The 24,531-nt window shown below is 62.6% G+C and carries 21 protein-coding genes; 10 read left to right on the top strand and 11 right to left on the bottom strand.

Features of this window, described 5'->3' with window-relative positions; genetic code table 11:
* Positions 1 to 3 precede the first annotated feature (3 nt).
* Positions 4 to 528, bottom strand: coding sequence for a gamma carbonic anhydrase family protein (locus ACZ92H_RS01915; protein WP_131371121.1), 525 nt, complete (start codon positions 526 to 528; stop codon positions 4 to 6).
* Positions 529 to 735: 207 nt separating this feature from the next.
* On the opposite strand from ACZ92H_RS01915, the gene ACZ92H_RS01910 reads away from it, so the two are divergent.
* The 8 genes from ACZ92H_RS01910 to bamC all read left to right on the top strand — a co-directional run bounded on the left by ACZ92H_RS01910 (position 736) and on the right by bamC (position 8,069).
* Positions 736 to 1,626, top strand: a complete 891-nt coding sequence (locus tag ACZ92H_RS01910; RefSeq protein WP_465048207.1) for an alpha/beta fold hydrolase — start codon at positions 736 to 738, stop codon at positions 1,624 to 1,626.
* A 100-nt stretch (positions 1,627 to 1,726) separates the two neighbouring features.
* Complete coding sequence (locus tag ACZ92H_RS01905; protein ID WP_131371115.1) at positions 1,727 to 2,560, top strand: 3',5'-nucleoside bisphosphate phosphatase; 834 nt, start codon at positions 1,727 to 1,729, stop codon at positions 2,558 to 2,560.
* A 228-nt stretch (positions 2,561 to 2,788) separates the two neighbouring features.
* Positions 2,789 to 3,673 (top strand): protease HtpX, encoded by an 885-nt coding sequence (gene htpX / locus ACZ92H_RS01900; RefSeq protein ID WP_070303511.1) that lies wholly within the window; start codon positions 2,789 to 2,791, stop codon positions 3,671 to 3,673.
* Between the two features lie 34 nt (positions 3,674 to 3,707).
* A complete protein-coding gene (locus ACZ92H_RS01895) occupies positions 3,708 to 4,331 on the top strand; it encodes an L-threonylcarbamoyladenylate synthase (RefSeq protein ID WP_046685844.1) in 624 nt (207 codons plus the stop codon).
* Between the two features lie 207 nt (positions 4,332 to 4,538).
* Positions 4,539 to 5,216, top strand: a complete 678-nt coding sequence (locus tag ACZ92H_RS01890; RefSeq protein ID WP_131371112.1) for a site-2 protease family protein — start codon at positions 4,539 to 4,541, stop codon at positions 5,214 to 5,216.
* Between the two features lie 42 nt (positions 5,217 to 5,258).
* Positions 5,259 to 5,831: a class I SAM-dependent methyltransferase gene (locus ACZ92H_RS01885; protein WP_465048208.1), complete on the top strand. Its 573-nt coding sequence runs from the start codon at positions 5,259 to 5,261 to the stop codon at positions 5,829 to 5,831.
* Positions 5,832 to 5,915: 84 nt separating this feature from the next.
* Complete coding sequence (gene dapA, locus ACZ92H_RS01880; RefSeq protein ID WP_131371106.1) at positions 5,916 to 6,794, top strand: 4-hydroxy-tetrahydrodipicolinate synthase; 879 nt, start codon at positions 5,916 to 5,918, stop codon at positions 6,792 to 6,794.
* Positions 6,795 to 6,875: 81 nt separating this feature from the next.
* A complete protein-coding gene (bamC, locus tag ACZ92H_RS01875; RefSeq protein ID WP_131371103.1) occupies positions 6,876 to 8,069 on the top strand; it encodes an NlpB/DapX family lipoprotein in 1,194 nt (397 codons plus the stop codon).
* A 291-nt stretch (positions 8,070 to 8,360) separates the two neighbouring features.
* Here the strand turns inward: bamC and ACZ92H_RS01870 are convergent, their stop codons facing one another.
* Both ACZ92H_RS01870 and ACZ92H_RS01865 read right to left on the bottom strand, forming a co-directional pair.
* Positions 8,361 to 8,615 (bottom strand): hypothetical protein, encoded by a 255-nt coding sequence (locus tag ACZ92H_RS01870; protein ID WP_034783358.1) that lies wholly within the window; start codon positions 8,613 to 8,615, stop codon positions 8,361 to 8,363.
* A 355-nt stretch (positions 8,616 to 8,970) separates the two neighbouring features.
* Positions 8,971 to 10,092 carry a cupin domain-containing protein gene (locus ACZ92H_RS01865; RefSeq protein WP_092795510.1) on the bottom strand — a complete coding sequence of 374 codons (1,122 nt, stop codon included), beginning with the start codon at positions 10,090 to 10,092 and terminating at the stop codon, positions 8,971 to 8,973.
* Between the two features lie 93 nt (positions 10,093 to 10,185).
* Here ACZ92H_RS01865 and ACZ92H_RS01860 point away from each other — a divergent pair, with 93 nt between their 5' ends.
* Positions 10,186 to 10,731: an FKBP-type peptidyl-prolyl cis-trans isomerase gene (locus ACZ92H_RS01860; protein WP_131371097.1), complete on the top strand. Its 546-nt coding sequence runs from the start codon at positions 10,186 to 10,188 to the stop codon at positions 10,729 to 10,731.
* A gap of 182 nt (positions 10,732 to 10,913) precedes the next feature.
* On the opposite strand, the gene ACZ92H_RS01855 is transcribed toward ACZ92H_RS01860, so the two are convergent.
* The 8 genes from ACZ92H_RS01855 to ACZ92H_RS01820 all read right to left on the bottom strand — a co-directional run bounded on the left by ACZ92H_RS01855 (position 10,914) and on the right by ACZ92H_RS01820 (position 23,763).
* Positions 10,914 to 11,942: a hypothetical protein gene (locus tag ACZ92H_RS01855; RefSeq protein WP_465048209.1), complete on the bottom strand. Its 1,029-nt coding sequence runs from the start codon at positions 11,940 to 11,942 to the stop codon at positions 10,914 to 10,916.
* Positions 11,939 to 14,632 carry a DNA mismatch repair protein MutS gene (mutS, locus tag ACZ92H_RS01850; RefSeq protein WP_465048210.1) on the bottom strand — a complete coding sequence of 898 codons (2,694 nt, stop codon included), beginning with the start codon at positions 14,630 to 14,632 and terminating at the stop codon, positions 11,939 to 11,941. The genes ACZ92H_RS01855 and mutS overlap by 4 nt, the downstream gene beginning before the upstream one ends.
* 453 nt (positions 14,633 to 15,085) lie before the next feature.
* Entirely contained in the window at positions 15,086 to 15,610 is a 525-nt protein-coding gene (locus ACZ92H_RS01845; RefSeq protein WP_131371088.1) for a hypothetical protein, read from the bottom strand.
* A 29-nt stretch (positions 15,611 to 15,639) separates the two neighbouring features.
* Positions 15,640 to 17,859: a protein kinase domain-containing protein gene (locus ACZ92H_RS01840; protein WP_465048211.1), complete on the bottom strand. Its 2,220-nt coding sequence runs from the start codon at positions 17,857 to 17,859 to the stop codon at positions 15,640 to 15,642.
* Between the two features lie 330 nt (positions 17,860 to 18,189).
* The gene (locus ACZ92H_RS01835) at positions 18,190 to 19,512 is read right to left on the bottom strand and encodes an aspartate aminotransferase family protein (protein ID WP_465048212.1); all 1,323 of its coding nucleotides are present in this window, start codon (positions 19,510 to 19,512) and stop codon (positions 18,190 to 18,192) included.
* A gap of 81 nt (positions 19,513 to 19,593) precedes the next feature.
* Positions 19,594 to 20,481, bottom strand: coding sequence for a MurR/RpiR family transcriptional regulator (locus ACZ92H_RS01830; RefSeq protein ID WP_465048213.1), 888 nt, complete (start codon positions 20,479 to 20,481; stop codon positions 19,594 to 19,596).
* A gap of 44 nt (positions 20,482 to 20,525) precedes the next feature.
* A complete protein-coding gene (locus tag ACZ92H_RS01825; protein ID WP_131371075.1) occupies positions 20,526 to 20,810 on the bottom strand; it encodes a hypothetical protein in 285 nt (94 codons plus the stop codon).
* Positions 20,811 to 21,078: 268 nt separating this feature from the next.
* Entirely contained in the window at positions 21,079 to 23,763 is a 2,685-nt protein-coding gene (locus tag ACZ92H_RS01820) for a TonB-dependent receptor (protein WP_465048215.1), read from the bottom strand.
* A gap of 326 nt (positions 23,764 to 24,089) precedes the next feature.
* On the opposite strand from ACZ92H_RS01820, the gene ACZ92H_RS01815 reads away from it, so the two are divergent.
* On the top strand, positions 24,090 to 24,527 hold the full coding sequence (locus ACZ92H_RS01815) for a hypothetical protein (RefSeq protein WP_465048216.1): 438 nt from the start codon (positions 24,090 to 24,092) through the stop codon (positions 24,525 to 24,527).
* The last annotated feature ends 4 nt before the right edge of the window (positions 24,528 to 24,531 follow it).

The raw sequence follows: 24,531 nt of genomic DNA, 5'->3' as shown, positions 1-24,531 counted from the left end.
CTTTTATCCAATCTTCTTGAGTTGCGTATTAAATAGCTGGCCGCGTTGCACATAATTGACGGCGTTGCCTTGTAGCCTGGTGATATCGTCTGCCGTCAGGGTCCGCACGGCTTTCGCCGGTGAGCCGAGAATCAGCATATTGTCGGGAAATTCCTTGCCTTCCGTGACCAGCGCACCCGCGCCGACGAGGCAGTTCCTGCCGATCTTCGCGCCGTTCAGGATCACGGCCTGGATGCCGATCAGGGCGCCGTCGCCAATCGTGCATCCGTGCAACATCGCCTGGTGGCCGATGGTCACGTTCTGGCCGATGTCGAGCGGGTAGCCGGGGTCCGTGTGCAGCACGGCGCCTTCCTGCACATTGCTGTTGGCGCCCACGGTGATGCGTTCGTTGTCGCCGCGAATGGTGGCGCCGAACCACACGGAGCTGTTCGCTGCCAATGTCACCTTGCCGATCACGTTGGCCGTGTCGGCGACAAAAGCGGAAGCATCAATCTGTGGCGCATCGGCGCCCAATTGGTAGAGTGTCATCGTTAGCCTGTGGCGGTGGTGGAGGCGCCGGGCAGGGCCGGACGCGGAAGTTTTGCGCTATTTTACGCTGTTGCAAGGCAAGTCCGAGCGCCGACCGTCAATCCGGTATAATTATCGAACGGTCGTACTTTTATACTCGCACTCTCTACAGACACAGCATGTGGCGCCATCCGCGCCACTTTCAAGGCAGGCAATGAGATGAAACCCATGAAACTTTCCCGTTCCGAATTCATCAGCATCCGCGGCGCCCGCACGCACGTGCGCCACTGGGGCCGCGACGGCGCGCCCATCCTGTTCATGGTACATGGCTGGATGGACGTGGCCGCCTCTTTCCAGTTCGTCGTCGACGAGTTGCAGGGCGACTGGCACGTGATCGCGCCCGACTGGCGCGGCTTTGGCCTGAGCGACTACACGCAGTCCGACACCTACTGGTTCCCCGATTACCTGGCCGACCTGGACGCCATGCTGCTGCACTACTCGCCGGACGCGCCCGTCAACCTGCTGGGCCACAGCATGGGCGCCAACGTGGCGGGCCTGTACGCGGGCGTGCGTCCCGAACGCATCGCCACGTTTATCAACCTGGAAGGCTTCGGCATGATGGCGACCAGGCCGGAGCAGGCGCCCGGCCGCTACGCCAAGTGGCTGGACGAATTGCGCGAGCCGCCCGTCATGCGCAGCTATCCCACGCAGCGCGCCGTGGCCGAGCGCCTGCAAAAGACCAATCCGCGCCTGCCAGACGAGCGCGCCGCCTTCCTGGCCGAACACTGGTCGGCGCAGAACGAGGCGGGCGAGTGGGACATCATGGGCGATCCGCAGCACAAGCGCGTCAATCCCATCCTCTACCAGGTGGAAGAAGTCATGGCCTGCTGGCGCCGCATCACGGCGCCCGTGCTGTGGGTGGAAGCTGTTGAGACGAATATGTGGCAATGGATGGGGCCGATGGAGCAGGCGCGCATCGAGATCGACCGCCGCCTGGCCTGCATCAAGGATGTGCGTTGCGAAATGATGCAGGACGCGGGCCACATGCTGCACCACGACCAGCCGCAGGCACTGGCGCGCCTGGTGGAAGCCTTCCTGCTGCAGCCAGGCGCAGACTAGCGCGAGCGCAACTGTAGCGCTAACGCGACTTCCTCATTTGACAAGCAGCGTACAATGAAAACTTCTTCCATGGTGAACCCTTGCAGGGTATTGTTTTCACATGCTTAAAGTTGACCTGCATTGTCATTCGAATATTTCCGACGGCGTACTGTCGCCCGCCGCCGTGGCCGCGCACGCACGCAAGGCTGGCGTGGACGTATGGGCGCTGACGGACCACGATGAAGTGTCGGGCATCGCCGCCGCGCGTTCGGCCGCGCTGGATCTGGGCATGCGCTTCGTGGCCGGCGTGGAGATTTCCATCACCTGGGCCGGCGAAACCGTGCACATCGTCGGCCTGCAAGTCGATGAAGCCAATCCTGGGCTGGTGCAAGGCTTGCACCGGACGCGCTCCGGGCGCGACGCGCGCGGCCGCGAGATCGCCCGCCAGCTGGACCTGGCCGGCATTCCCGACGCCTATGAAGGGGCGCTGAAATTCGTCGGCAACCCGGACCTGATGTCGCGCACGCACTTCGCGCGCTACATCGTGGAAACGGGGAAATGCGCGAACATCCCCGACGTATTCAAGAAATACCTGTCCGAAGGCAAGCCTGGCTATGTCGAGCACCGCTGGGCCACCCTGGCCGAAGCCGTGGGCTGGATACGCGGCGCCGGCGGCGTGGCCGTCATCGCCCATCCGGGCCGCTACCGCTTCAGCGACATGGCGCAAGGCGTGCTGTTCGATGAATTCAAGCAACTCGGCGGCGTGGCCATCGAAGTCGTCACGGGCAGCCACAGTCCGGACCAGTACCCGGAATACGCGCAGCTGGCCAACGCTTACGGCTTCCTCGCCTCGCGCGGCACGGATTTCCATGCGCCGGGCGAGTCGCGCGTGGATTTTGCCATGCTGCCGCCATTGCCAGCGAACGTCACGCCCATCTGGCACGACTGGTTCTAGCTTGCAGCCAGGAAAATCTGCTGCGCGGCGCGACTTGCGGCCTGCGATGCTCACTGTGCTTTAGCACAGCTGCGCTTCTCGGCCACAATTCACATCCGCTCGCGACGATTTTCCTGGCTGCCGATGCGCCGGAGTGTCGCCATTTCGCCATGGCGGCTTGAAAATGCGCCTGCCTGTACTTATCTTTTCGTTATTCTTGTCATATATAGTCACCTGGAGCCATCGCCCATGAAACGTATCGTTCTCTTTATTGCAACCAACCTGGCCGTGATGCTGGTGCTGTCGCTCGTCCTCAGCTTGCTGGGCGTGGGCAATCCGGCGCGCGGCAGCACCCTGAACCTGGGCAGCCTGCTGGTGTTTTCGCTGGTGGTGGGCTTCACGGGGTCGATCTTTTCGCTGCTGATCAGCAAACCCATGGCCAAGTGGAGCACGGGCGCGCGCGTCATCGACAACCCCACCTCGTCGACCGAATTGTGGCTGGTCAATACCGTGCGCGCCCTGTCCGAGCGGGCCGGCATCGGCATGCCGGAAGTGGCTGTCTACGAGGGCGACGCGAACGCGTTTGCCACGGGCGCCTTTAAAAATTCGGCGCTGGTTGCCGTCTCGACGGGCTTGCTGCAAAGCATGAACCGCGACGAAGTCGAAGCCGTGCTGGGCCATGAAATCGCCCACGTTGCCAATGGCGACATGGTGACCCTGACCCTGATCCAGGGCGTGGTCAACACCTTTGTCGTCTTCATGGCGCGGGTGGTGGGCTTCTTTGTCGACAACGTGCTGCTGAAAAATAACAACCGCGAAGGCGGCGGGCGCGGCATCGGCTACTTCGTGACCGTGATGGTGTGCGAAGTGATCTTCGGCCTGCTCGCGTCCATCATCGTGGCCTGGTTCTCGCGCCAGCGCGAATTCCGCGCCGATGCCGGTTCGGCCAAGCTGCTGGGCAGCCCGACGCCGATGATGCATGCGCTGGCCCGCCTGGGCGGCGTGCCGCCGGGCGAGCTGCCGCAATCGATGCAGGCGCTGGGCATCAGCGGCGGCAATGGCGGCTGGGGCGCGCTGTTCGCCACGCATCCGCCGATCGAGCAGCGCATCGCCGCGCTGCGCGGCGTGCAATAATGACAATCAATGTCCATCATTAAGAACGCATAAAATGAGTCAATTTTTCCAGATTCACCCCGACAATCCGCAATTGCGCCTGATCAAGCAGGCGGCGCAGATCATCCAGTCCGGCGGCGTCGTGGCCTTGCCCACGGATTCCTGCTACGCGCTGGTCTGCCAGCTCGACGACAAGGGCGCCGTCGAGCGCCTGCGCCGCATCCGCGGCGTGGATGAAAAGCATCATCTGACCTTGCTGTGCCGCGACTTGAGCGAACTGGGCGTGTATGCGCGGGTCGACAACCGCCAGTTCCGCCTGCTCAAGGCGGCCACGCCGGGCGCCTACACCTTCATCCTGGAAGCGACGAAGGAAGTGCCGCGCCGCCTCAGCCATCCGTCGCGCAAGACCATCGGCCTGCGCGTGCCGCAGCACCGCATCGTGCAATGCCTGCTGGAAGAGCTGGGCCAGCCGCTGCTGGGCGCGACCTTGACCCTGCCGGGCGACGAAGAGAGCCTGACGGATGCGGACACCATCCGCGAACGCCTGGAAAAGCTCGTCGACCTGATCATCGATGGCGGCGTCTGCGCGCACGGCCCCAGCACGGTGATCGACTTGACGGGACCGGAGCCGGAAGTGGTGCGCGTGGGCCGCGGCGACCCGGCCGTGCTGGGCCTGTAGGCGACGGCATTTACCTGTTTTTACAACGCCTGAAAAAGCCGTGGCGCGCGGATGCGGGTTGTGGCCAGCAAGCGCAAGCGTACTGTGGGGGGGCGCCAGGCCCGCGCGCATCGCAGGGCGCAAATGGCGGCGCGCAGCGGGTTTTCACAGGTGTTCTTAATGGCAACATAAGAAAGAGGCTCCGGTGCCTCTGGTAGAATCGCGGTCATGAGCGATTTCAATACGATAGTCCAGACCGTTGCGGTGTACCTGATACCGGTGCTGTTTGCCATTTCCCTGCATGAGGCGGCGCATGGCTATGCCGCCCGTTATTTCGGCGATCCCACGGCCTCGAACGAGGGCCGGCTGAGCCTGAATCCGATCCGGCACATCGATCCGTTCGGCACGATCTTGCTGCCCTTGATACTGTATTTTACGATCCAGGTGCCGTTCGGCTATGCCAAGCCGGTGCCCGTCGATTTCGGCCGCCTGCGCAATCCGAAGAAGCAGATGGCCTGGGTGGCATTTGCCGGACCGGGCGCCAATTTCGTCATGGGCCTGGGCTGGATGATTGCCTTCGTCGTGCTCAGCGTCATGCCGCCGACGGAAATGGGCATGTTTTTCCGCAAGATGGCCGGCGCCGGCGTCAGCGTTAATGCCGCCATGTTCGTCTTCAACCTGATTCCCGTGCCGCCGCTCGATGGCGGGCGCATCATGACGGGCTTGCTGCCCATGCAACTGGCGCGGCCGTATGCCAGCATCGAGCGCTATGGCCTGTACGTGTTCGGCGCGCTGGTGCTGCTGATGTACACGGGTATCCTGAACCGCGTCCTGCTGGCGGCGATCGAATTTGTCATTGGCATTTTTGTCACGCTGGTCACGCCGCTGACCGCCATATTGACCTGATGCCCGCAACCCGATGCACGCACATAACTGATGGACGTACCGATGCAAGTAACTGAACAAGTAGTAGAGACTGAAACGATTTCCGGCTGGCTGCGCCGCTGGGCGCCCCTGATACCGGGCGGCGAAGTGCTGGATCTGGCCTGCGGCAGCGGCCGCCATGCGCGCCACCTGGTCACGCTGGGCCATCCGGTCATTGCGCTCGACCATGATCCGGAAATGCTGGAAAAGGCGGCCGGTCCCGGCATCGTCACCTCGCTGGTGGACCTGGAGGCGCCGGGCGCCGTGTGGCCGTTCGCGGCCGGGCGCTTTGCCGGCATCGTCGTGACGAATTATCTGCACCGTCCCTTGCTGGAAGCGATGATCGCCAGCCTGGCGCCCGATGGCGTGCTGCTGTATGAAACCTTTGCTGAAGGCAATGAGCAGTTCGGCAAGCCGTCAAATCCGAAATTCCTGCTGAAGGAAGGCGAGATGCTGGCCTGGGCGCTCGAGCACGGCTTGCGCGTGGTGGCGTATGAAGATGGGCGCGTGGAACAGCCAAAAGCTGCTCTGGTGCAACGAATTTGTGCTGTCCGGCCAGATTTTCCACGGTTGGCAGCCCTGCTGCCGACGTTTTGAACGGGCTTTCTAAGTCAGAATGCACCACAGGCGCGGGCTATCCGCTACAATCGTTGTTTTATTTATCGGCGCTATAAACTTACTATGATCAAGGGCAGCATTGTAGCAATCGTCACCCCGATGCACGCGGACGGCAGTCTGGACTTTCCAGGTCTGCGCAAGCTGATCGACTGGCATATCGCCGAGGGGACGGACGGCATCGTCATCGTTGGCACCACGGGCGAATCGGCAACTGTGAGCGTGGAAGAACACTGCGAACTGATCCAGTTGACCGTCGAGCACGCCAAGGGACGCATTCCTATCATCGCCGGCGCCGGTGGCAACTCCACGGCCGAAGCCATCAAGCTGACCCGTTACGCGAAAGACGCGGGCGCGGATGCTGTCTTGCAAGTGGTGCCGTACTACAACCGTCCTACCCAGGAAGGCATGTACCAGCACTTCAAGGCCATCGCCGAAGCCGTCGACATTCCCGTGATCCTGTACAACGTGCCGGGCCGCACGGTTGCCGACATGAGCAACGAAACCATCGTGCGCCTGTCGGCCATTCCGAATATCGTGGGCGTGAAAGATGCGACGGGCAATATCGGCCGCGGCATCGACCTGCTGCGTCTGGTGCCAGCCGACTTCGCCGTGTACTCGGGCGATGATCCGACCGCCATGGCGCTGATGTTCTGTGGTGGCCACGGCAACATTTCCGTGACCGCCAACGTCGCGCCGCGCGCCATGCACGAACTGTGCGTGGCGGCGATGGCCGGCGAGCGTGCCACGGCCATTGCCATCAATAATAAAGTCTTCCCGCTGCACCAGAAATTGTTTGTCGAGCCCAACCCGGTGCCCGTCAAATGGGCGCTGGCCGAGATGGGCCTGATGCCTGCCGGCATACGCCTGCCACTGGTGCCGCTGGCTGAAAATTGCCATGGTACCGTGCGTGACGCCTTGCGCGACGCCGGCGTCCTGTCCTAAGGCCGGACTTTAAGCCCGGACTCACCCAGTCCGGACCTTCCCTGATTTCAGCTGCTACTTAGCTTCTTATCCAGTTACGACATGACTAATTGCAAGAAAACCCAACCGGCGCCTGCCACCATCGCCGTCCGCGGCATCGTCATCGGCGCCGTCGCAGCCAGCCTCGCGGGCTGCGGCATGATCAGTTCGGTGGTCGGTGGCGACAAGGTCGACTACAAGTCGGTCAAGAAAGCCAGCACCCTGGACGTGCCGCCTGACCTGACGCAATTGCAACAGGACAACCGCTACTCGCTGCCGGATGCGAAAAACGGCGTGGCCACGGCTTCCGGCTACAACGCCCAGCGCAACGCCACGGCGGGCACGCCCGTCGTCGTCGGTGCCGATGGCGTGGTGGGCGTGGTGCCGGTCACGGCGGGCGGCGTCAAGGTCGAGCGCGCGGGCAACCAGCGCTGGCTGGTGGTCAAGCAGTCGCCTGAAGTGCTGTGGCCGCAACTGAAGCAGTTCTGGGAAGATTCCGGCTTCACCATCGCCGTGGATCAGCCGACGGCGGGCATCATGGAAACCGAGTGGAACGAGAACCGCGCCAAGCTGCCGCAAGACTTTATCCGCAACACCATCGGCAAGGCCTTCGATTCGATGTACTCGACGGGCGAGAAAGACAAGTTCCGTACCCGCGTGGAGCGCCTGGCGGACGGTTCGACCGAAATCTACATCAGCCACCGTGGCGTGGAAGAGGTGGTCACGGGCCGCGACAAGGAAACCACCACCTGGACGGCGCGTCCCAACGATCCTGGCCTGGAAGCGCAATTCCTGGCCAAGCTGATGACGCGCCTGGGCGCGGCCAGCGACGACGCGCAAGCGAAAACGGCCGTCGATGGCGCCATCGTGCAGCCGCTGCACGCCAAGCTGGTGGGCGATGCCGCCACGCCGGCGCGCGCCATCGAAGTCGACGAAGGTTTCGACCGCGCCTGGCGCCGTGTCGGCCTGGCCCTGGACCGGGTCGGCTTCACCGTGGAAGACCGCGACCGCACGCAGGGCACGTATTTCGTGCGTTACGTCGATCCCGATGTCACCAAAAAAGACGGTTTCTTCTCGAAACTGTTCAGCTGGGGTTCGTCCTCCGACAAGGACAAGGAAGCGCAGCGCTATCGCGTCCTCGTCAAGGCCGGCAATGGTTCGACCAGCCTGGTCAGCATCCTCAGCAACGAAGGCCAGCCGGATGTCTCGCCAGTGGCCGAGAAGATCCTGGGGCTGCTGAACGATCAGTTGAAATAAGCAGGGTGATGGCGGCAGGTCGTCAAACCTGGCGCGCATTAAAAAAGGCTGGCCCGGGAAACCGGGTCAGCCTTTTTTATTGTGCATGCACCTGGACGCAGCAACGTTCAGCAAAACCGTGGCGTGCACCGGCGATGCGTGGCCAAGGGGCGCAACCGTACTTGGGTACAAGGGCGCCGGGCCGGAGAGCATTGCAGGCCGCAAAGCGCAGCGCGCAGCAGGTTTGCTTGGGCGTCTGCCCAATAAAAAAGCCGGCCCGAAGGCCGGCTTTCTCTCGTGCAGGGTGCTAAATTACTTAGCAGCCGATGCAGCAGCCGAAGCAGCCGAAGCAGCGTCGGTAGCGGCCGAAGCGGCAGCCGAAGCAGCAGCAGCAGCGTCGGTAGCGGCCGAAGCAGCAGCGTCAGCAGCAGCAGCTGGAGCAGCTTCAACTGCTGGTGCTGGTGCTGGGGTTTCAACTACTGGTGCTGGTGCAGGAGCTTCTTCTTTTTTGCTGCAAGCAGCCAGAGCAACAACCATCAGGGAGGCGATCAGCAGGGATTTTTTCATTTGTTTTCCTTAATTATTTCAAAAAATAAATCAACATTGTTGCGATGAATAATTACCGGTAATTATCGCTCGTTAGGTCGTCTTCGAAGGCTTTTCGTACCAGGTGGTGCCTGCCAGACAACGGAAACTTCCTAACCGAATATTATAGCGATTTTTGGTGCGTCGCAATAGGAGCAAGAGGCAAAAACGCAACTATTTTGTGATATCGCAATAATTGCCGAGGCAAATTGCAAGCAAGTGTAAGTGTTTTGCGAAAGCGCGACAAAACGATATAAATATAATATGTTTTATTGCGCCAGCGCAGAAGGTTTTATCCTTGCCGCGGTAATACCACTTCCACCTCAGCGACGCTCATTCAGGCCAGTTCGATCCAGCCATCCTGATACCACGTATATAACGCATCCATCACGTCATCGGACGCCTTGGCCACTGCGGCGCCGTCGAGCGCGCGTTCATTGGCCAGGGTTTCCAGGGCCGCTTTGTCGGCCCTGCCAATGGCAAACGACTCGCCATTGATGAAGACATTCTTGCCACGATACAGCATCAAGGTCTTGCGCGACAACACAACACCTTTCTTCTGTGCGGCGTCCGTGAAACGGCCCACCGTCAAGGGCTTCGACAGTGGCGTAAAGAACACATTGTGTTTTGGCTCAGACAGGTGTTCACCCAGGAAAATGGTCACGTCTTCTTCCGTGAAGCGTACCTTGTTCAGTTCTTCCGTGATGGTGCTGAGCATTTCGCGCGGAATCTCGGCTGGCTTGGCAGAGGCTTTCAAGTCAGGATCGCTGTAGATGCCCGGCAAGTCGATCGAATCGGCCATGAATTGCAAAAAGGCTTCGCCCAGTTCCTGGAACGATGGCGAACGGAAACCGATCGAATACGTCTGGCAATCGCCGATGGCCACGCCGTCGTGCGCGTAGTGGGGCGGCAGGTACAGCATGTCGCCCGGTTCCAGCGTGAATTCCTCGTCGGGCGTGAAGTTGCTGAGTATCTTCAGCGGCAAGCCGTCGATCAGGCTCAGATCCTTCTGCGCGCCGATGCGCCAGTGGCGCTTGCCCTGGCCTTGCAGCAGGAACACGTCATAGGAATCGAAATGCGGGCCCACGCCGCCGCCGTCGGTGGCGAAGCTGACCATCAGGTCATCCAGGCGCGCGTCTGGCAGGAAACGGAACTGGCGCAGCAGCTCATCGGCCTTGGCGCTGTGCAGGTTGGCGCCCTGCACCAGCAGGGTCCATTCCTTCTGTTTTGGCGAGGGCAGGCTGGTCAGCGGACCTTGCTGCATGTTCCAGTGGCCATCGGCATGGCTGACCAGGCGCGATTCCACGTGGTCCAGCTTGGCCAGTTCGGCCAGGGCCTTGAAATCGAACAGGGCCTTGAAGCCGGGCACTGCCTGGCGGATCAGCAGGGGTTTTTTATGCCAGTAGTCGCGCAGGAATTGCGCTGGCGTGATATCGCCGAGGAGAGTTAATGTTTTCATGCGCCCATTATAACAACCGGAAATGCAGGAATGCGCCTGCCGTTGGCGGCGTGAAGGTATAATTTGCCAGCTTATACAATGAAAGGAAGCATAATGAAGATTGCCAAGAATACGGTCGTGACTGTCAACTACAAACTGTCAGACGCGCAAGACAATCTGATCGAAGATGGCCGCCAGCCGATGGTTTACCTGCACGGCGATTATGAAAACACCCTGCCGAAGATCGAAGAAGAGCTCGATGGCAAGGAAGTTGGCTATTCCAACACGATCCAGATCGAACCGGACGATGCTTTCGGTGAATACGATCCAGCCCTGGTCAAGGTCGAGCCGCGCAATCGCCTGCCTGAGCCGCTGGAAGTGGGCATGCAGTTTGAAGGCATGCCGGAAAGCGATTCGCCGGACGAAGAAGCGATGATCTTCACGGTGACCGATATCGCCGACGACAAAGTCGTTCTGGATGGCAACCATCCACTGGCCGGCATCGCGCTGCGCTTTTCGCTGACCGTCGCTGACGTGCGCGAAGCCACCGAAGAAGAAATCGCCCATGGCCACGTGCATGGCGCACACGGCCATGATCATGGCGACGATGAAGATGAAGGCGAAGACGGCGATCACTTCCGCACCCATCCTATCCATTAATACCTGAGCAAACCTGCTGCGGGCGGCGGGGCAGGGCCGGCGATGCTCACCGGCCCGGCGCCCCCGCATTCAAGTGCGGTGCGCTTCCCGGCCGCGCCGCGCAGGTGCCTGCGATGGTATTGCCAGGCGTCGTGACGTCTGTTGGATTGAAGCAGGCCGGCATATTGCCGGCCTGTTTGCATTCATCGCCCCGTCGGGGCCCTGGTCCTGGCTTGCGCCGATGGCCGGCTGGCCCGTTGACGCACCTCAAATAGCGGCGTCTTTCCGGGGCGCACGGCGATGGCGGACCAGTCGTTGTCGATGCTGACGTGGCCCAGGTTGCCTTTCCAGCGGATTGTCGGCCCCTCGCTCCTGGCGGCGGTTTTCCTGCCCTTGGCTTCCTCGACCGTGCCGCCCGTATCGACCAATAAGACCTTGCCGCTGAATTTCTTTGCCAGGGTACGGATCTGCTTGCGCGGCCCGGCAAAGCCATCCTGTTTCGAGCTGGAACTGAAGTTGGGCAGCAGAGAATGGTCGTCTTCGTCCAGCACGCCCACGTCGCCATCGGAGAACAGCACGATGCCGTCAAGCTGCTTGCGCTGGGCCATGGCGAACAATCGCTGCAGCCACGAACGGTTGGCCACCAGGCGGTCTTCGAACTCGCTGTTGCGGCCCGCTTCCGGTAGGAAATGGTTGTTATTCGCGGGCAGGTTGACGGTAGCAAACAGCACGCCGCCGTATTCCCAGTGGGAATTTTCCGCATAGCTGCGAAATTTCGCCGTCGACGACAAACGCGACAAGGTCAGCTTGCGCTGGCCCAGGCTCTGGTCGTCGGCAAAATACACGTCGCGCAAGCGGTTCAGGCGTTCGATGGCGTTGACCCTGCCGCGCGAATTACGGCAATACGCCCAGTCGCTGGCCGACAGCGAAACGACCAGCGGCGGCGCGCTGGCATTGAGCAAGTCCTTGCGCTGGCTGTACAGCTTGTCGCTGCACGATTCGCTGGCCGCCTTGATGCCCGTTGCCACGACGAAAGCGGCATTGAAGGCGCTCGTCTCGGCGATGGCTTTTTTCAAGGGCGCATCGTCGGGGCCCGCCTTGAAGGAGTGGCCCAGCACGGCAAACTCGAAGCCGGCCTGGTCGCCTGGCGCGGCCAGCGCCATTTGCCATGGCAGGCTGGCGGCCAGCAGGCCGGCCGCCAGCAGGCGCAGGGTGCTGCGCCGGGCCGTCATGCGGCAGCCAGCCGTTTCAGCTGATACAACTGTTCCAGGGCATCGCGTGGCGTGAGCGCGTCGGGATCGAGGTCGGCGATCGCGTCAAGCAAGGCTTGCTGCGCTTCATTCAGCGCGGCCAGCGGCGCCGCCGGTTCGTCTTCCTCCTCCTGCGCATACGGATCGCTCGATGGTGCGGCGAACAGGTCGCGCTGCGGCGTGGCGTCGAGCGCCTGCGCTTCGAGGCGCGCCAGATGCTTGCGGGCGGCCTTGATCACGGGCTGCGGCACGCCGGCCAGCTGCGCCACCTGCAAGCCGTAGCTTTGCGAGGCGGGACCGGCCTGCACGGCGTGCAGGAAGACGATGCTGTCCTTGTGCTCGACGGCCGACAGGTGCACGTTGGCGGCGCTTGGGTGGCTGTCAGGCAATTGCGTGAGTTCAAAGTAATGCGTGGCGAACAGGGTGAAACTGCGGCTGCTGTCGATCAGGTGGCGCGCGATGGCCCATGCCAGGGCCAGGCCGTCGAAGGTCGAGGTGCCGCGGCCCACTTCATCCATCAGCACCAGCGAGTGCTCGGTGGCGCCGTTCAGGATGGCCGCCGATTCCGTCATTTCCACCATGAAGGTCGAGCGTCCGCCCGCCAGGTCGTCGGTGGCGCCGATGCGCGTGAAGATGCGGTCGATGGGACCGATCGTCGCGGAAGCGGCCGGCACATAGCTGCCCACGTAGGCCAGCAGGGTAATCAGGGCCACTTGGCGCATGAAGGTCGATTTACCGCCCATGTTCGGGCCGGTGATCAGCAGCAAGCGGCGGTCGTTGACGAAGCGGCAGTCGTTGGCGATGAAGCGTTCGATCTGCTTTTCCACCACCGGGTGGCGGCCTTCGACGATGTTGATGCACGGCTCGTCGACCAGCTGCGGCGCGGCCCAGTTGTGCTGCTGCGCGTGTTCCGTCAGCGCATTCAGGGTATCGAGCTGGGCCAGGCCTTGCGAGATCGTCTGCAGGGTGCCGATGTGCGGCGCCAGCTCGGCCAGCAGCAGGTCGTACAGCAGCTTTTCGCGCACCAGCGCCTTGTCCTGCGCGGACAGGGCCTTGTCCTCGAACACCTTCAGTTCCGGCGTGATGTAGCGCTCGGCGTTTTTCAGGGTCTGGCGGCGGCGATAGTCGTCCGGCACCTTGTCCGTCTGGCCATGCGTGACTTCGATGTAGAAGCCATGCACCTTGTTGTATTCGACGCGCAGGTTGGCGATGCCCGTGCGCGCCCGTTCGCGCGTTTCCAGGTCGAGCAGGAACTGGCCCGCGTTTTCCGACAGGGCGCGCAATTCGTCCAGTTCGGCGTCGAAGCCGGTGGCAAACACGCCGCCGTCGCGCACCATGGCGGCCGGTTCCTGAGCCACGGCGCGCACCAGCAAGTCCAGGCAGGCCGTCGGCGTCGCCAGGGCAGTATGGATGGCGGCCAGCAAGCCCGTTTCGCCGCCCTGGCCATGGCCATAACAGCGCACGACGTCGCCGCGCAGGGCCGGCAGTTGCCGCAAGCCGTCGCGCAGGGCGGCCAGGTCGCGCGGCCGGGCCGACAGCAGGGCGATGCGCGTGGTGATGCGTTCGATGTCGGGCACTTGCGCCAGGGTGGCGGCCAATGGTCCCGCCGCGTCGCTTTGCGCCAGCGCGGCGATGGCTTCATGGCGCGCGCGGGCCACCTTCTGGTCGCGCCGCGCATGGTGCAGCCAGTGGCGCAGCATGCGCGAACCCATGGCGGTGCGGCAATGGTCCAGCAGCGAGAACAAGGTAGGCGATTCCTGGCCGCGGATGGTTTCCGTCAGTTCCAGGTTGCGCCGCGTGGCCGCGTCCAGGCCGATGAATTCGCTTTCCGTTTCCGTCGTCAGCGAGCGCACGTGCTGCAAGCCGCGCCCCTGCGTCGATTGCGCATAGCGCAGCAGCGCGCCGGCCGCGCCGAACGCGGCGCCCAGGCCATCGGCGCCAAAGCCCGTCAAGGTCGCCACGCCCAGTTGATCGAGCAGGGCCTTGTGGCCGCCGACGACGTCGAAATGCCAGTCCGGCACGCGGTTGATGTGCGTGCCCGCATAATCGTCGAACAGGCTGCCATTGTCGCCGCTGAGGATTTCGGCCGGCACGATGCGCTCGAGTTCCTGCTGCAATCGCACGGCCACGGTGCCGCTGTCGCCGGAGAACTCCATCAGTTTCAAGGCGCCGCTGGCCAGCGACAGCCAGGCCAGGCCCGTTGTCACCGTCTTGCGCTGCGTGATGCTGCACATGGCCAGCAGTGGGCGCTCGGCTTTTTCCGGCAGCAAGTCCGCATCCGTCAGGGTGCCCGGCGTGACGACGCGCATGACCTTGCGCTCGACCGGGCCCTTGCTGGTGGCGGGGTCGCCGATCTGCTCGCAGATGGCCACCGACTCGCCCAGCTTGACCAGCTTGGCCAGGTAGCCGTCCAGCGAATGGAACGGCACGCCGCACATCTTGATGGGGTTGCCACTGGCCACGCCGCGCGCCGTGAGGGTAATGCCCAGCAGGCGCGAGGCTTTTTCCGCATCCTCGAAAAACAGCTCGTAGAAATCGCCCATGCGGTAGAACACCAGCATCGTGGGATGGTTTTCCTTGATGCCCATATATTGCTGCATCATGGGCGTGAGCTTTTCAGCCGAATTTTTCTTTGCCGCGGCGGCGTTGATTTCTTTTGGGACGGTGGTCATGTGTTCTTTGTCGTTGGTCCGGCGGCAGGAAAACGCATGCCTGCCGGGCTGTATGTGGTGCTGTGTGCGTGCCAGGCCGCGCCAAGGGGCGCCGCTTGGGTTAAGGCCGTCATTTTACCGCTTTCGGCGGGCGGGGCGGCGTATTGCGTGCGGGTGGGAACGCAGGCGGTGGTTTGGTTGACCCGCAAGCGTATGTCATTCAGGTGAGGCTCTTGCTTTCGTGAACAAGTCTTGTCGTATCAACAGCAATTAAGCAAATGGCAGGTCAGCGGCTGAATCGGGGCGACATCTGTGTGTGGTGGCGGTGCCGTGTGATTGGAGCGGTAAATGTGCTGTAACGATGCTGTGTGATCCGCTGAATTGATTTCATTGAATGCGCGCATATCGTACAGCTGCTGTGTAAGCATTCTGGCGTGGTAGGAGCAGCCTGCCACGCCAGGATATGGGCAAAGATTACCAGCTGGTATTGCCGCCGACGGAGCTTTCAGGGTCGAACGAGAAAACGCGCAGTTCCGGCTGAACGTCTTCGCCACGCATGATGCGTACGGTCATGACGAAGGATAATTCCCAACGTCCAGCCGCATAGCCGACGTCCAGGTTGTGTTTCCACTCCTGGCGGATGCGGTGCAAGGGCGCCTGATCCGGTTCGCCCAGCAGTTGTTGAATTTCAAAGTCCAACGGCAAATGATAGGTAGCGCCCACGGCCTGCAAAAATGGCGAAGGCGGCGAATAAATGGTTGGTACTTTCGGGCCGATCTGCGTCAGTTGCGGCACGGTGATGATGCAGCAGTCGACGATCTGGAACGACGTGAAGCCGCTTTCCTTGGAGCCGCAGCATGTCACGTCGAGATAGACGTGCTGGCCCTTCTGGAAGTGTACGCCGCCCATGTAGGGGCCGTGGCGCGGATCGGCCGTCCCGTCGCAGGAGGTGAAATTGTAGTCGAGCTGATTGGTGATCTGATCTGCGTCAAAATGCACGGATAACTTCATCCAAGGGCTTACAGGCGTCATTTTTTACTGTCTCTTTCCAGGTTGATGAGAAGTTGCTGGTAGCGGGCGTCGCGCCGCAGGTTCAACAGATCGGGTGCCGATTCGATCAAATTGAGGGGGTAGCCAAGCTTGCTTGCTTGTAGTAGTGCAGCCAATGCTTCGCTGCGATTGCCAATCAGTTCATGCGTGAGGGCCGCGCGAAATTGCACGTCTGCTACCTTTGGCCCCAGGCTGAGCGCACGCTTCACTCTGGTTAGCGCCTGTTCTTTTTGTTCCGCATAGGCAAGGTAAAGCGCAAGCCGTGAGTTCATGGTTATTTCATCGGGCCTGCTCTGGACCAACGGCTGTAGCAGGGCGATAGCGCGTTGATAGGACTGTTTTGATGCATCCATTTTGGCGGGCACCCATCGTTGCGCGTCAGCCAGGTTAGCCCATAGCAGATAGTTGCCTGGACCACCTTTTTTTTCGGAGACGGCATTCTCAAATGCTTGTACTGCGCCTAGATAATCACCCTTGGCAAATAGCGATGTGCCGAGGTTTGTGTACAGTTCCCAGTGCGGATTGATTTGCAGTCCTTGTTGCAGCACTTGTAGTGCCTCGTCACTGCGATTTTGCCGCAACAGAGTAGCATTTAAGTACGCATAGGTGACTGGTGCTTGCGGATTCATGTGGATGCTGTTACGGAAAGCCTGTTCTGCACTGGCGTACTCATCTTTTTTATAATACAAATAGCCGAGCAAATTGATGAACAAATGTTCTTGCGGATAAACGGCCATGGCCTGATCCAGTATTTGTCTTGCCAATACAAACTGGTGGCTGACGATGAGCATCCGTATCTTGCCATATAGGCTAAGCAAATTATTCGGTTCCAGGTTTTGCGCAATGGAGGTCTCGCGCATTGCTTCCTCGTTTTTACCCTGGAATTCGTATACCCAGCTTTGCGCCACGTGAGCGAGAGCTAACTGGTCATCTCCCTTCAGGGCCAATTTGGCACTGACATCAGCGCGTTGTAGCCAAGTATCGTCGCGGCCGTCGCCTATATAGCGCAGGCTTGATGCCAGTGATAGCCCTGCAGCAGCTGCGGCATTGGCTGGATTATGTTGTAACACGGCGTTAAATTGGTCGATGGCCAGTTTTTGGCTACTGTCTCGGTCGAATGCCCGCAGGGCTTCCATGCCTGCTTTCATTGCCGCCATTTCGGAGAATGGAGCGCTCTCGTGCCGATCGCGCAAGGACGTTATCAAAGCAGGGCCTTGCCAGGCACCAAGGCCAAGCACGACTACGACGCCGGCCGCCAGCACGGCGCGCTTGACGGGTACCTGTAGCCGAATGGCGATCGACGCCGGCGGCTTGGCGGGGGCTGCCTGCACCACCGGTGCAGCGGCAGGCGCCGCCGCTGCGCGCTGCCCGTCAATCGCCTCGCGCACGTCGCGCATGGTGCGCGGCCGTTCGGCCGGGTCGTGCGCCGTCATTGCGCGCACGAGGGCGTTGATGGTGGGCGGCACCGTATCCGGCAGGTCGGGCCACGGCTGCGTTGCCTGCATGTGGGCGGCGGCCAGGGCCAGGCCGTTCAGGTGGGCGAAGTGGCGCTGGCCGGCCAGCATTTCGTACAGCATGGCACCCAAGGCATACACGTCGCCGCGCGTGTCGGGCAGGCGGCCCATCAGGCGCTCGGGCGCCATGTAGGCGATGGTGCCCTGCAAGTCGCACAGGGTGGTCGTTTGCGTCGCTTGCGGGTCCATGTGGCGCGCCAGGCCGAAGTCGAGGATGCGCACCTTGCCGTTCGCCTCCAGCATCAGGTTCGACGGTTTCAGGTCGCCGTGCACGAGGTCCATGGCGTGCGCCTCGTCCATGGCGTCGGCGATCTGGTAGGCAATGTCGAGCGCGTCCTGCAGTTCGGCCTTGCCGCCGTGCATGAACTGCCCCAGGGTCTGGCCTTCGACCAGTTCCATGACGATGGATTGGCCCGTGCCCTGGCCTTCGATGGCAAAGATGCGCACAAAGGCGGCATGCCTGAGCGAGGCGGCCAGGCGCGCTTCATTGATGAGTTTTTCCGGATGCAGCACGTCGGCTTGCGGCTTCAGGCGCTTGAGCGCCACGCTGCGGCACAGCTTGGAATCCCAGGCCTCGAATACATGGCCGAATCCGCCTTCGCCCAGCAAGCGGCGCACCTCGTAGTGCCCGCTGATGGTGCCATCTTGCGGTGGGGGCGGACGCAGGGAATCGAGCAGTTCCATATACCTTGACTTGAGAGGCATCAACGTGGACACCGGGCGTCGCAAAAGGTGAATGCGATGGCCGCGTGCGCAGGATGATTGATTTTGAGTAACTTCCTGATTTAAAACGATTGTTTCGAATAAGTCAATTAGTATTGGCAAGGAATGAACAAAAGTTGCCGCCGGACGTCTTTTCATGAGGGCTGGCAAGCAGGTGACGGTTTGCCGATGGGGATTGTTGTCGCGCGGCGCCACCCGCTTGCGCCGGCAGGATGGTGCCGGCGAGGGCGCAGGCCGGCCGCGCAACCTGGATGATGTTTCTCGGAGGGGGAAAGCGGAAGGCGGGCGTGATCAGCCTACGCTGGCATCGATGGCCGTGCCCAGCTTGTCGACGATCTCATCGACATGGCTGGCATCGATGATGTAGGGCGGCGCCAGCAGGACGTGGTCGCCATGCAGGCCGTCGATGGTGCCGCCCATGGGGTAGCACATCAGCCCTGCTTGCATGGCGCGCGTCTTGATGCGCGCATGCAGGCGGCGGGCTGGGTCGAATGGCTGCTTGCTGGCGCGCTCCTGCACCAGTTCCAGGCCCAGGAACAGGCCGCGGCCGCGAATGTCGCCCACGTGCGGGTGCGCGCCGAAACGCTGCTGCAGCCGCTCTTTCAGCAAGCCGCCCATGGCGCGCACGTTGGCCAGCAGATCGCGCTCCTCGATCTGCCGCTGCACGGCCAGGGCGGCGGCGCAGGCCGTGGCGTGGCCGATATACGTGTGGCCGTGCTGAAAGAAGCCGGTGCCGGCGCGTATCGTGTCGCGGATGTCCTGCGACACCAGCACGGCGCCGATGGGCTGGTAGCCGGCGCCCAGGCCCTTGGCGATGCAGATGAGGTCGGCCGTGATGCCGTCCTGTTCGCAGGCGAACAGGCTGCCCGTGCGGCCCATGCCGCACATGACTTCGTCGAGGATCAAAAGGATGCCGTGGCGCTGGCAAATCTCGCGCATGTGCCGGAAGTAACCGTTTACTGCGGGCAGGGCGCCGGCCGTGGCGCCGACGACGGGTTCGGCGATGAAGGCCATGACGTTGTCCGCGCCCAGTGCGGCCATATTGTCTTCCAGTTCCTGGCCCAGGCGCGCCACGTAGTCGGCGTCCGTTTCCTGCGCCTGCTGCTCGCGCCAGGCGTAGCAGGGCGACACGTGGGTGACGCCGATCAGCAGCGGCTCGAACTGCTGGCGGCGCCAGGCGTTGCCGCCCGTGGCCAGGGCACCGAGGGTGTTGCCGTGATAGCTCTGGCGGCGCGCGATGACGTGGCGGCGCTGCGGCTGGCCCCGTTCGACGAAGTACTGGCGCGCCATTTTCAAGGCGCTTTCCACCGCTTCCGAACCGCCCGAGACGAAATACACGCTGTCGATGCCGGCGGGCGCGCGGGCGACGAGGAAGTCGGCCAGCTGTTCCATCGGCGCGCTGGTGAAAAACGAGCTGTGCGCGTAGGCCATCGCGGCAATCTGCTGCTGCACGGCGGCGATCACGGCCGCATCCGAATGGCCGAGACAGGAGACGGCGGCGCCGCCGCAGGCATCCAGGTAGCGCTTGCCTTCCGCGTCGATCAGGTAAGGGCCGTCGCCGCCTACGGCGGCAGGGTAGTTGGCGGTCAGGCTGCGGTGGAAGACATGGCTCATGGCATCGCTTTCATATCGGCAAGAGGGAAGGCCGATTATAGGATGCGCTGCGCCGCAATGCAACGATCGATGTATTTGTTATTAATTTACATCATTTGATGTTTTGGCATAAGCGCCCAGCGCCCGGAGTTGCTGTTCCGCTGCGCCGAGGGCCTGCACGGCGCCGGGCCCGGCGCGCGCCACCAGCAGCTCCGCCAGGCTTTCCACGGCGGCGATGCCGGCCACGATGGAAGGGAAGAAGGACGGACTGTCGATGGCGATGACGATGCTGGCGTCCGCCTGCAGGGCCAGCGGCGACATGGCGCTGTCGCTGATGGCCACCAGCCGGCAGCCGGCCTGGCGCGCCGCCTGCGCCACCAGCAGTGCTTCGCTGGAATACGGCGCGAAGCTGACGACGACAACGGCTTCGTCCGCTTGCAGGGCGCGCAAGTCCATTTCCAGGGTGCCGCCCTGGCCGCTCAGCAGCTGCACGCTGGGGCGCAGCAGGCGGTACAGGTAGTGCAGGGTGTAGGCGATGGGGTGGGCGGCGCGGAAACCGGCCACGTGCACGCGCGGCGCTCCCTGCAGCAGGCTGGCGGCCGTGTCCAGGGCCGCGTGGTTGGCGCTTTCCGTGGCAGCCAGGTTGCGCTGCTGCACGGTGAAGACGTCGGTGATCAGATTGCCTTGCTTGCCGGCCAGCGCGCCCGCCTTGGCCGCATAGCCTGCCGGTCCCGCGCGCAGGCGCTCGACAAAAATGGCCTTCAGTTCCGGCCAGCCGGCAAAGCCCAGCTGCTGCGCCAGGCGCACGAGGGCGGCCGACTGCACCTGGGCCCGCGTGGCGATGCTGCGCATGGAGGACACGGCCACCTCGTCCGGGTGGTCGACCAGGTAGCGCGCGCCAGCCTGGAATTGCGGACTCAGTTCGCTAAAGCGCGCCTTGATCAGGGCGATCAGGGCCGCATGGGGATCGTGGGGTGTCGCTGCCTGCATCGCCGTGCCTCGTTGAGTTGGTTGCGGCGATGGTACAGGATTCGTCAGCGCGCCGGTAGCGGCAAGCCTTGCGCCAGGGCGCCCGTGCGCGGACGCAGGCGGGCAAACAGGTGCGGCCCTGCCGCCTGGCGGCGCGGTCCCGTGGTCAGCACGCGCAGGGCGATGGCCAGGGGCACGTCGTGGCAGTGCAGGAACAGGGCGGCAGCGCCCGTGCCGGCCATTTCCTGCAAGGCCAGCGCATGCTCGACCAGCGCCGCCGTGCGCATGTCCAGCCGCGCGGGGATGTCGGGTTGGAATAATTGTGCATCGATGGGGCGTGCATCGCGCATAGGAATACCGCCAGGTTCGAGAGTCGAGCTGACAGCATAAAAGCCTGCCGTGGAGCCACCTTGCGTTAAATCAATTCCAATGGCGAATAGATGCCGCAAGGCAAAAAAACGCCAACCGTTGCCGGCTGGCGCTGAAAACCCTCGCAAGGAAAAAAAGTGAGGTTCTGACTGATCTAGTGGTTCAGCCAGCGAAGAGCGGTAATTGTGACCTTGGGCAAGAGACCGGGGGGGCGGAGCCGCCGGGTCCGACCCCGCAGTCAGGTGCGTATCAGAGGCTCCAGCGCAATGACAAGCCCACGACCTTGTCATAGCGGCGCACGTCGCGCACGTATTCCGGCGAGTCGTGATAGTCGTGGTAGGTCGAATCGAGCAGGTTGTTGGCGTCCAGCGTGACCGTCATGCTCGGGTTGATCTTGTACGAGATCGACGCGTCCAGGGTCTTGGTCGGCGCCACGGTCAGGTGGATGCCCTTGCCGCGATAGTTGTAGTCGTCGACGAACTTGTCGCGCCAGCTGTAGGCCAGGCGCGCCGACCAGGGGCCTTGCTCGTACAGGCCGACGACGTTGGCCGACCATTTCGACATGCCCGTGAACGGATGCGAGTTGCCATCCATTTCTTCCAGTTCGCCCTTCATGTAGGTGGCGTTCGCCTGCAGGCCCAGTCCGCCCAGCCAGCCAGGCAGCTTGTCGTAGAACTGCTGGTAGGCCATCTCCATGCCCTGCAGGTAGCCTTTCGACGTGTTGCGCGGACGCGTGACGTCGTACTCGATGCCGTTGTAGGTTTCCTTGGCCGAACCGGACAGGATGTAGTTCTTGAAGTCGTGGCGGAACACGGTGGCCGTGGCGGAACCCGTCTGCGCGAAATACCATTCCAGGGCCAGGTCCAGGTTCTTGCCTTCCACCGGCTTCAGGTCGGGGTTGCCGCCGCCGCCGGTCGGGCGCACCATGTCCAGGCTCTGGCTCAGGGTCACGCCCGGATTGAAGTCGGCGAAGTTGGCGCGCTGGATCGCCTTGCCCGCCGTCATGCGCGCGATCAAGTCCTGGCGCAGCATGGCTTTCAGGGTCATGCTGGGCAAGACATCCGTGTCGGAGGTGTTCACGCGCACGGGCGAGATCACGCCGTTCTGCGAGGAGTTGCCCTGCAAGTCCTGCTTGGTCTGCACCACGCGCACGCCCAGGGTGCCATCGAAAGGCACCTTGCCCAAATCAAAGCCGATGCGCGCCTTGCCGTAGATCGCATTGGTTTTTTCCACATCCTGGAAATGCGTCAGCGGATCTTCCGGGCTGCGTTCGCTGCTGCCCGTAAACAGCTGGCGCAGCATGGCCGTGTTGTTGAGCATGAAGTCGCGGCATGGCGTGATCCAGCTTTGCAGGCCGAAGTTGCCCGTGTTCTGGTGCGAGGTGCACGCCAGGCCGGGAATGCTGTCGGCGGTGATGGGCGAGGACAGGCCGCCTTGCACGTTCTTTTCGCGGATCGATTCGGCCTTGCGCTTGGCCATGCGGATACCCGTGGAAAACTCGCGGAAGAAGCCCGTGCTGTCCATGTCGTAGGTGGCGTCGGCGCGCCAGTCGGTGGAGCTGCCTTCGTCGTGGCTGTGGTTATCGTAGAAGCCGAGCAGGGTGTAGTTCTTCGGATCGGCCATGTTGTAGCCGGGGTAGCTGATCTGCGCGCCGCCGTTCACGTTCGTGCTGCCGATCACGCTGGTCGGATGCGCGAGGAAGTCGAGGATGGGGAATTCGCGCTCGAAGTTGCTCACCGTGCGCGCCAGTTCCGTCGTCACGCGCAATTGCGGCGTGACGTCCCAGCGCGCGCCGATGGCGCCTTGCGAACCGATCGAGCGGTCGCGCCGCGCCTGGGTCGAGCCGAGGGTGAACGGCGACCATGGGCCGTCGATCTTGCCCACCGTGCCCGCCTGGTTGGTGCCCGGAATCAGGGTGATGTCCGGGTCCTGGCCCCATGGCAGCGCGCCGACGAAGAACTGGCTGTCGAACGCATGCTTGATCAGGGTGGACATGCCTTCGGCGTAGATTTCCACCTGCGAGTTCGGGCGCCACTGGAAGGCGGCGTTGGCGGCATAGCGCTTGCGGTCGCCGACGGTCGGAATCATGCCGACGGAATCGGGGCCCGTGATGTTGCCCGCTTCCGGACGCACCACCGGTTCGGCGTTCCAGATCGTCTCGTCGTAGTATTTGCTGCGCTGGTAGGACAGGCCGACCAGGGCGCCGATTTCGCCGTACTGCGTCTTCCAGCGGTTCGAGACCATGCCGCTGACGTTCGGATCGGTCGAGCCGGATTTGTCGCGGTGCTCGACGCGCGTGTTCACCGACGACGTGAAACCCTTGAAGTCGAACGGGCGGTTGGTGCGCACGTCGATCACGCCGGCCGTGCCGCCTTCGACCATGTCGGCACCCTGCGATTTATACACGTCCACGCGCTGCAGCATGGCGGTCGGAATGTCGGCCAGGTACAGGCTGCGGCCCACCGAAGTGAACATCTCGCGGCCATTGAGCAAGGTCACCACGCCGGGCAAGCCGCGGATGATGACGCCGCCCGCCTCGCCGCCTTCCCGGCGCACCTGCACGCCCGTCACGCGGCCGAGGATTTCAGCGACGTTCTTGTCGGGGAACTTGCCGATTTCATCGGCGACGATGGAGTCGACCACCTGGTCGTTGTTCTTCTTGATCGTCTGCGCGCTTTGCGCCGCGCGGCGCACGCCCGTGACGGCCACCACGGCGATGCCCGGCGTGTCAGCCGTCGCTTCGGACGGCGCTTCAGGCGCCTGCGTGGCTTGCGCGCTTTCCACCGTGGCCGGTTCGACGGCGGGCGCCTGCTGCGCCCAGACGGACGCGCTGCTCAGCAGCCCGGCGCCGGCCAATGCGGCCACCGTGGCCTTCAAGGTCAAGCGTGTGTTGTGCCGGGACGTGGGGGTGCCCGTTGCTATCCATTGGTTCATCTTGTCTCCACCTGTATTTTAGTTATGTTGAGAACGCTGCGGCAGCCGCCGCCAGAGCTGAAACTTGCTCAAGAATCATGGTATGGGGAATGACTTTGCCCCACAAATCACTTCTTTTGCGATCTCAATATCAATTCCGGTATCCCTGCTGCATCCATGCGCCCTGGCGGCGCGCGCCTGCCCGGCGTGCCGGCGCCTGCCCGTTGCAGACGCTCCACACGGGCAGAAAAATAGTTTTGTATTTTTGCTGGGACGCTGCGTTGAGGTGGGGATGCAGCGGCGCCAACGACGCGCGCCGCCATCTCACTCACTGGAAGGAATACACCATGACTACACTCGCCACCGCCACTGCTACCACCGCCACCGCCACCGCCACCGCCAGCGAATTCCTGCTGCAGCACCTGCGCGCGGAAGGCTACCAGGCGCACACCGACAGCGATGGCGACATCGTCTTCCGTTTCGAAGGCATGGGCTATGTGCTGTGCCTCGATGCCGACGACATCCAGTTCGGCAAGCTGCTGCTGCCGAACGTGTGGCCGATCGAGTCGCCCGGGGAGCAGCAGCGCGTGCTGGTGGCGCTCGATGAAGTCAACCGCCGCATCAAGCTGGTGAAGGGCCACGTGGTGCGCGGCCAGGTGTGGTTCTGCATCGAGATGCTGCTGCTCGAGCAGCAGCACTGGGCGCATTTCCTGGCGCGCGCCACGCGCTCGATGGCGCATGCGGCGTCGCTGTTCGCCAACGAAATGCGCGCCAGCGCGGCCTAGCTTG

Source organism: Janthinobacterium foliorum (assembly GCF_978021625.1).
The sequence above is the reverse complement of the archived record's forward strand: the minus strand, read 5'-3'. Positions and strand labels throughout refer to the sequence as shown.

What these genes read in the sequence shown, in the direction of transcription:
- ACZ92H_RS01820 (WP_465048215.1), bottom strand. Translation starts at nt 23,763, where the DNA reads ATGAACCAATGGATAGCAACGGGCACCCCCACGTCCCGGCACAACACA.
- htpX (WP_070303511.1), top strand. Translation starts at nt 2,789, where the DNA reads ATGAAACGTATCGTTCTCTTTATTGCAACCAACCTGGCCGTGATGCTG.
- ACZ92H_RS01910 (WP_465048207.1), top strand. Translation starts at nt 736, where the DNA reads ATGAAACTTTCCCGTTCCGAATTCATCAGCATCCGCGGCGCCCGCACG.
- ACZ92H_RS01890 (WP_131371112.1), top strand. Translation starts at nt 4,539, where the DNA reads ATGAGCGATTTCAATACGATAGTCCAGACCGTTGCGGTGTACCTGATA.
- ACZ92H_RS01855 (WP_465048209.1), bottom strand. Translation starts at nt 11,942, where the DNA reads ATGACGGCCCGGCGCAGCACCCTGCGCCTGCTGGCGGCCGGCCTGCTG.
- ACZ92H_RS01830 (WP_465048213.1), bottom strand. Translation starts at nt 20,481, where the DNA reads ATGCAGGCAGCGACACCCCACGATCCCCATGCGGCCCTGATCGCCCTG.
- ACZ92H_RS01870 (WP_034783358.1), bottom strand. Translation starts at nt 8,615, where the DNA reads ATGAAAAAATCCCTGCTGATCGCCTCCCTGATGGTTGTTGCTCTGGCT.
- mutS (WP_465048210.1), bottom strand. Translation starts at nt 14,632, where the DNA reads ATGACCACCGTCCCAAAAGAAATCAACGCCGCCGCGGCAAAGAAAAAT.
- ACZ92H_RS01835 (WP_465048212.1), bottom strand. Translation starts at nt 19,512, where the DNA reads ATGAGCCATGTCTTCCACCGCAGCCTGACCGCCAACTACCCTGCCGCC.
- bamC (WP_131371103.1), top strand. Translation starts at nt 6,876, where the DNA reads ATGACTAATTGCAAGAAAACCCAACCGGCGCCTGCCACCATCGCCGTC.
- ACZ92H_RS01840 (WP_465048211.1), bottom strand. Translation starts at nt 17,859, where the DNA reads ATGGAACTGCTCGATTCCCTGCGTCCGCCCCCACCGCAAGATGGCACC.
- ACZ92H_RS01860 (WP_131371097.1), top strand. Translation starts at nt 10,186, where the DNA reads ATGAAGATTGCCAAGAATACGGTCGTGACTGTCAACTACAAACTGTCA.
- ACZ92H_RS01895 (WP_046685844.1), top strand. Translation starts at nt 3,708, where the DNA reads ATGAGTCAATTTTTCCAGATTCACCCCGACAATCCGCAATTGCGCCTG.
- dapA (WP_131371106.1), top strand. Translation starts at nt 5,916, where the DNA reads ATGATCAAGGGCAGCATTGTAGCAATCGTCACCCCGATGCACGCGGAC.
- ACZ92H_RS01915 (WP_131371121.1), bottom strand. Translation starts at nt 528, where the DNA reads ATGACACTCTACCAATTGGGCGCCGATGCGCCACAGATTGATGCTTCC.
- ACZ92H_RS01905 (WP_131371115.1), top strand. Translation starts at nt 1,727, where the DNA reads ATGCTTAAAGTTGACCTGCATTGTCATTCGAATATTTCCGACGGCGTA.
- ACZ92H_RS01815 (WP_465048216.1), top strand. Translation starts at nt 24,090, where the DNA reads ATGACTACACTCGCCACCGCCACTGCTACCACCGCCACCGCCACCGCC.
- ACZ92H_RS01825 (WP_131371075.1), bottom strand. Translation starts at nt 20,810, where the DNA reads ATGCGCGATGCACGCCCCATCGATGCACAATTATTCCAACCCGACATC.
- ACZ92H_RS01885 (WP_465048208.1), top strand. Translation starts at nt 5,259, where the DNA reads ATGCAAGTAACTGAACAAGTAGTAGAGACTGAAACGATTTCCGGCTGG.
- ACZ92H_RS01865 (WP_092795510.1), bottom strand. Translation starts at nt 10,092, where the DNA reads ATGAAAACATTAACTCTCCTCGGCGATATCACGCCAGCGCAATTCCTG.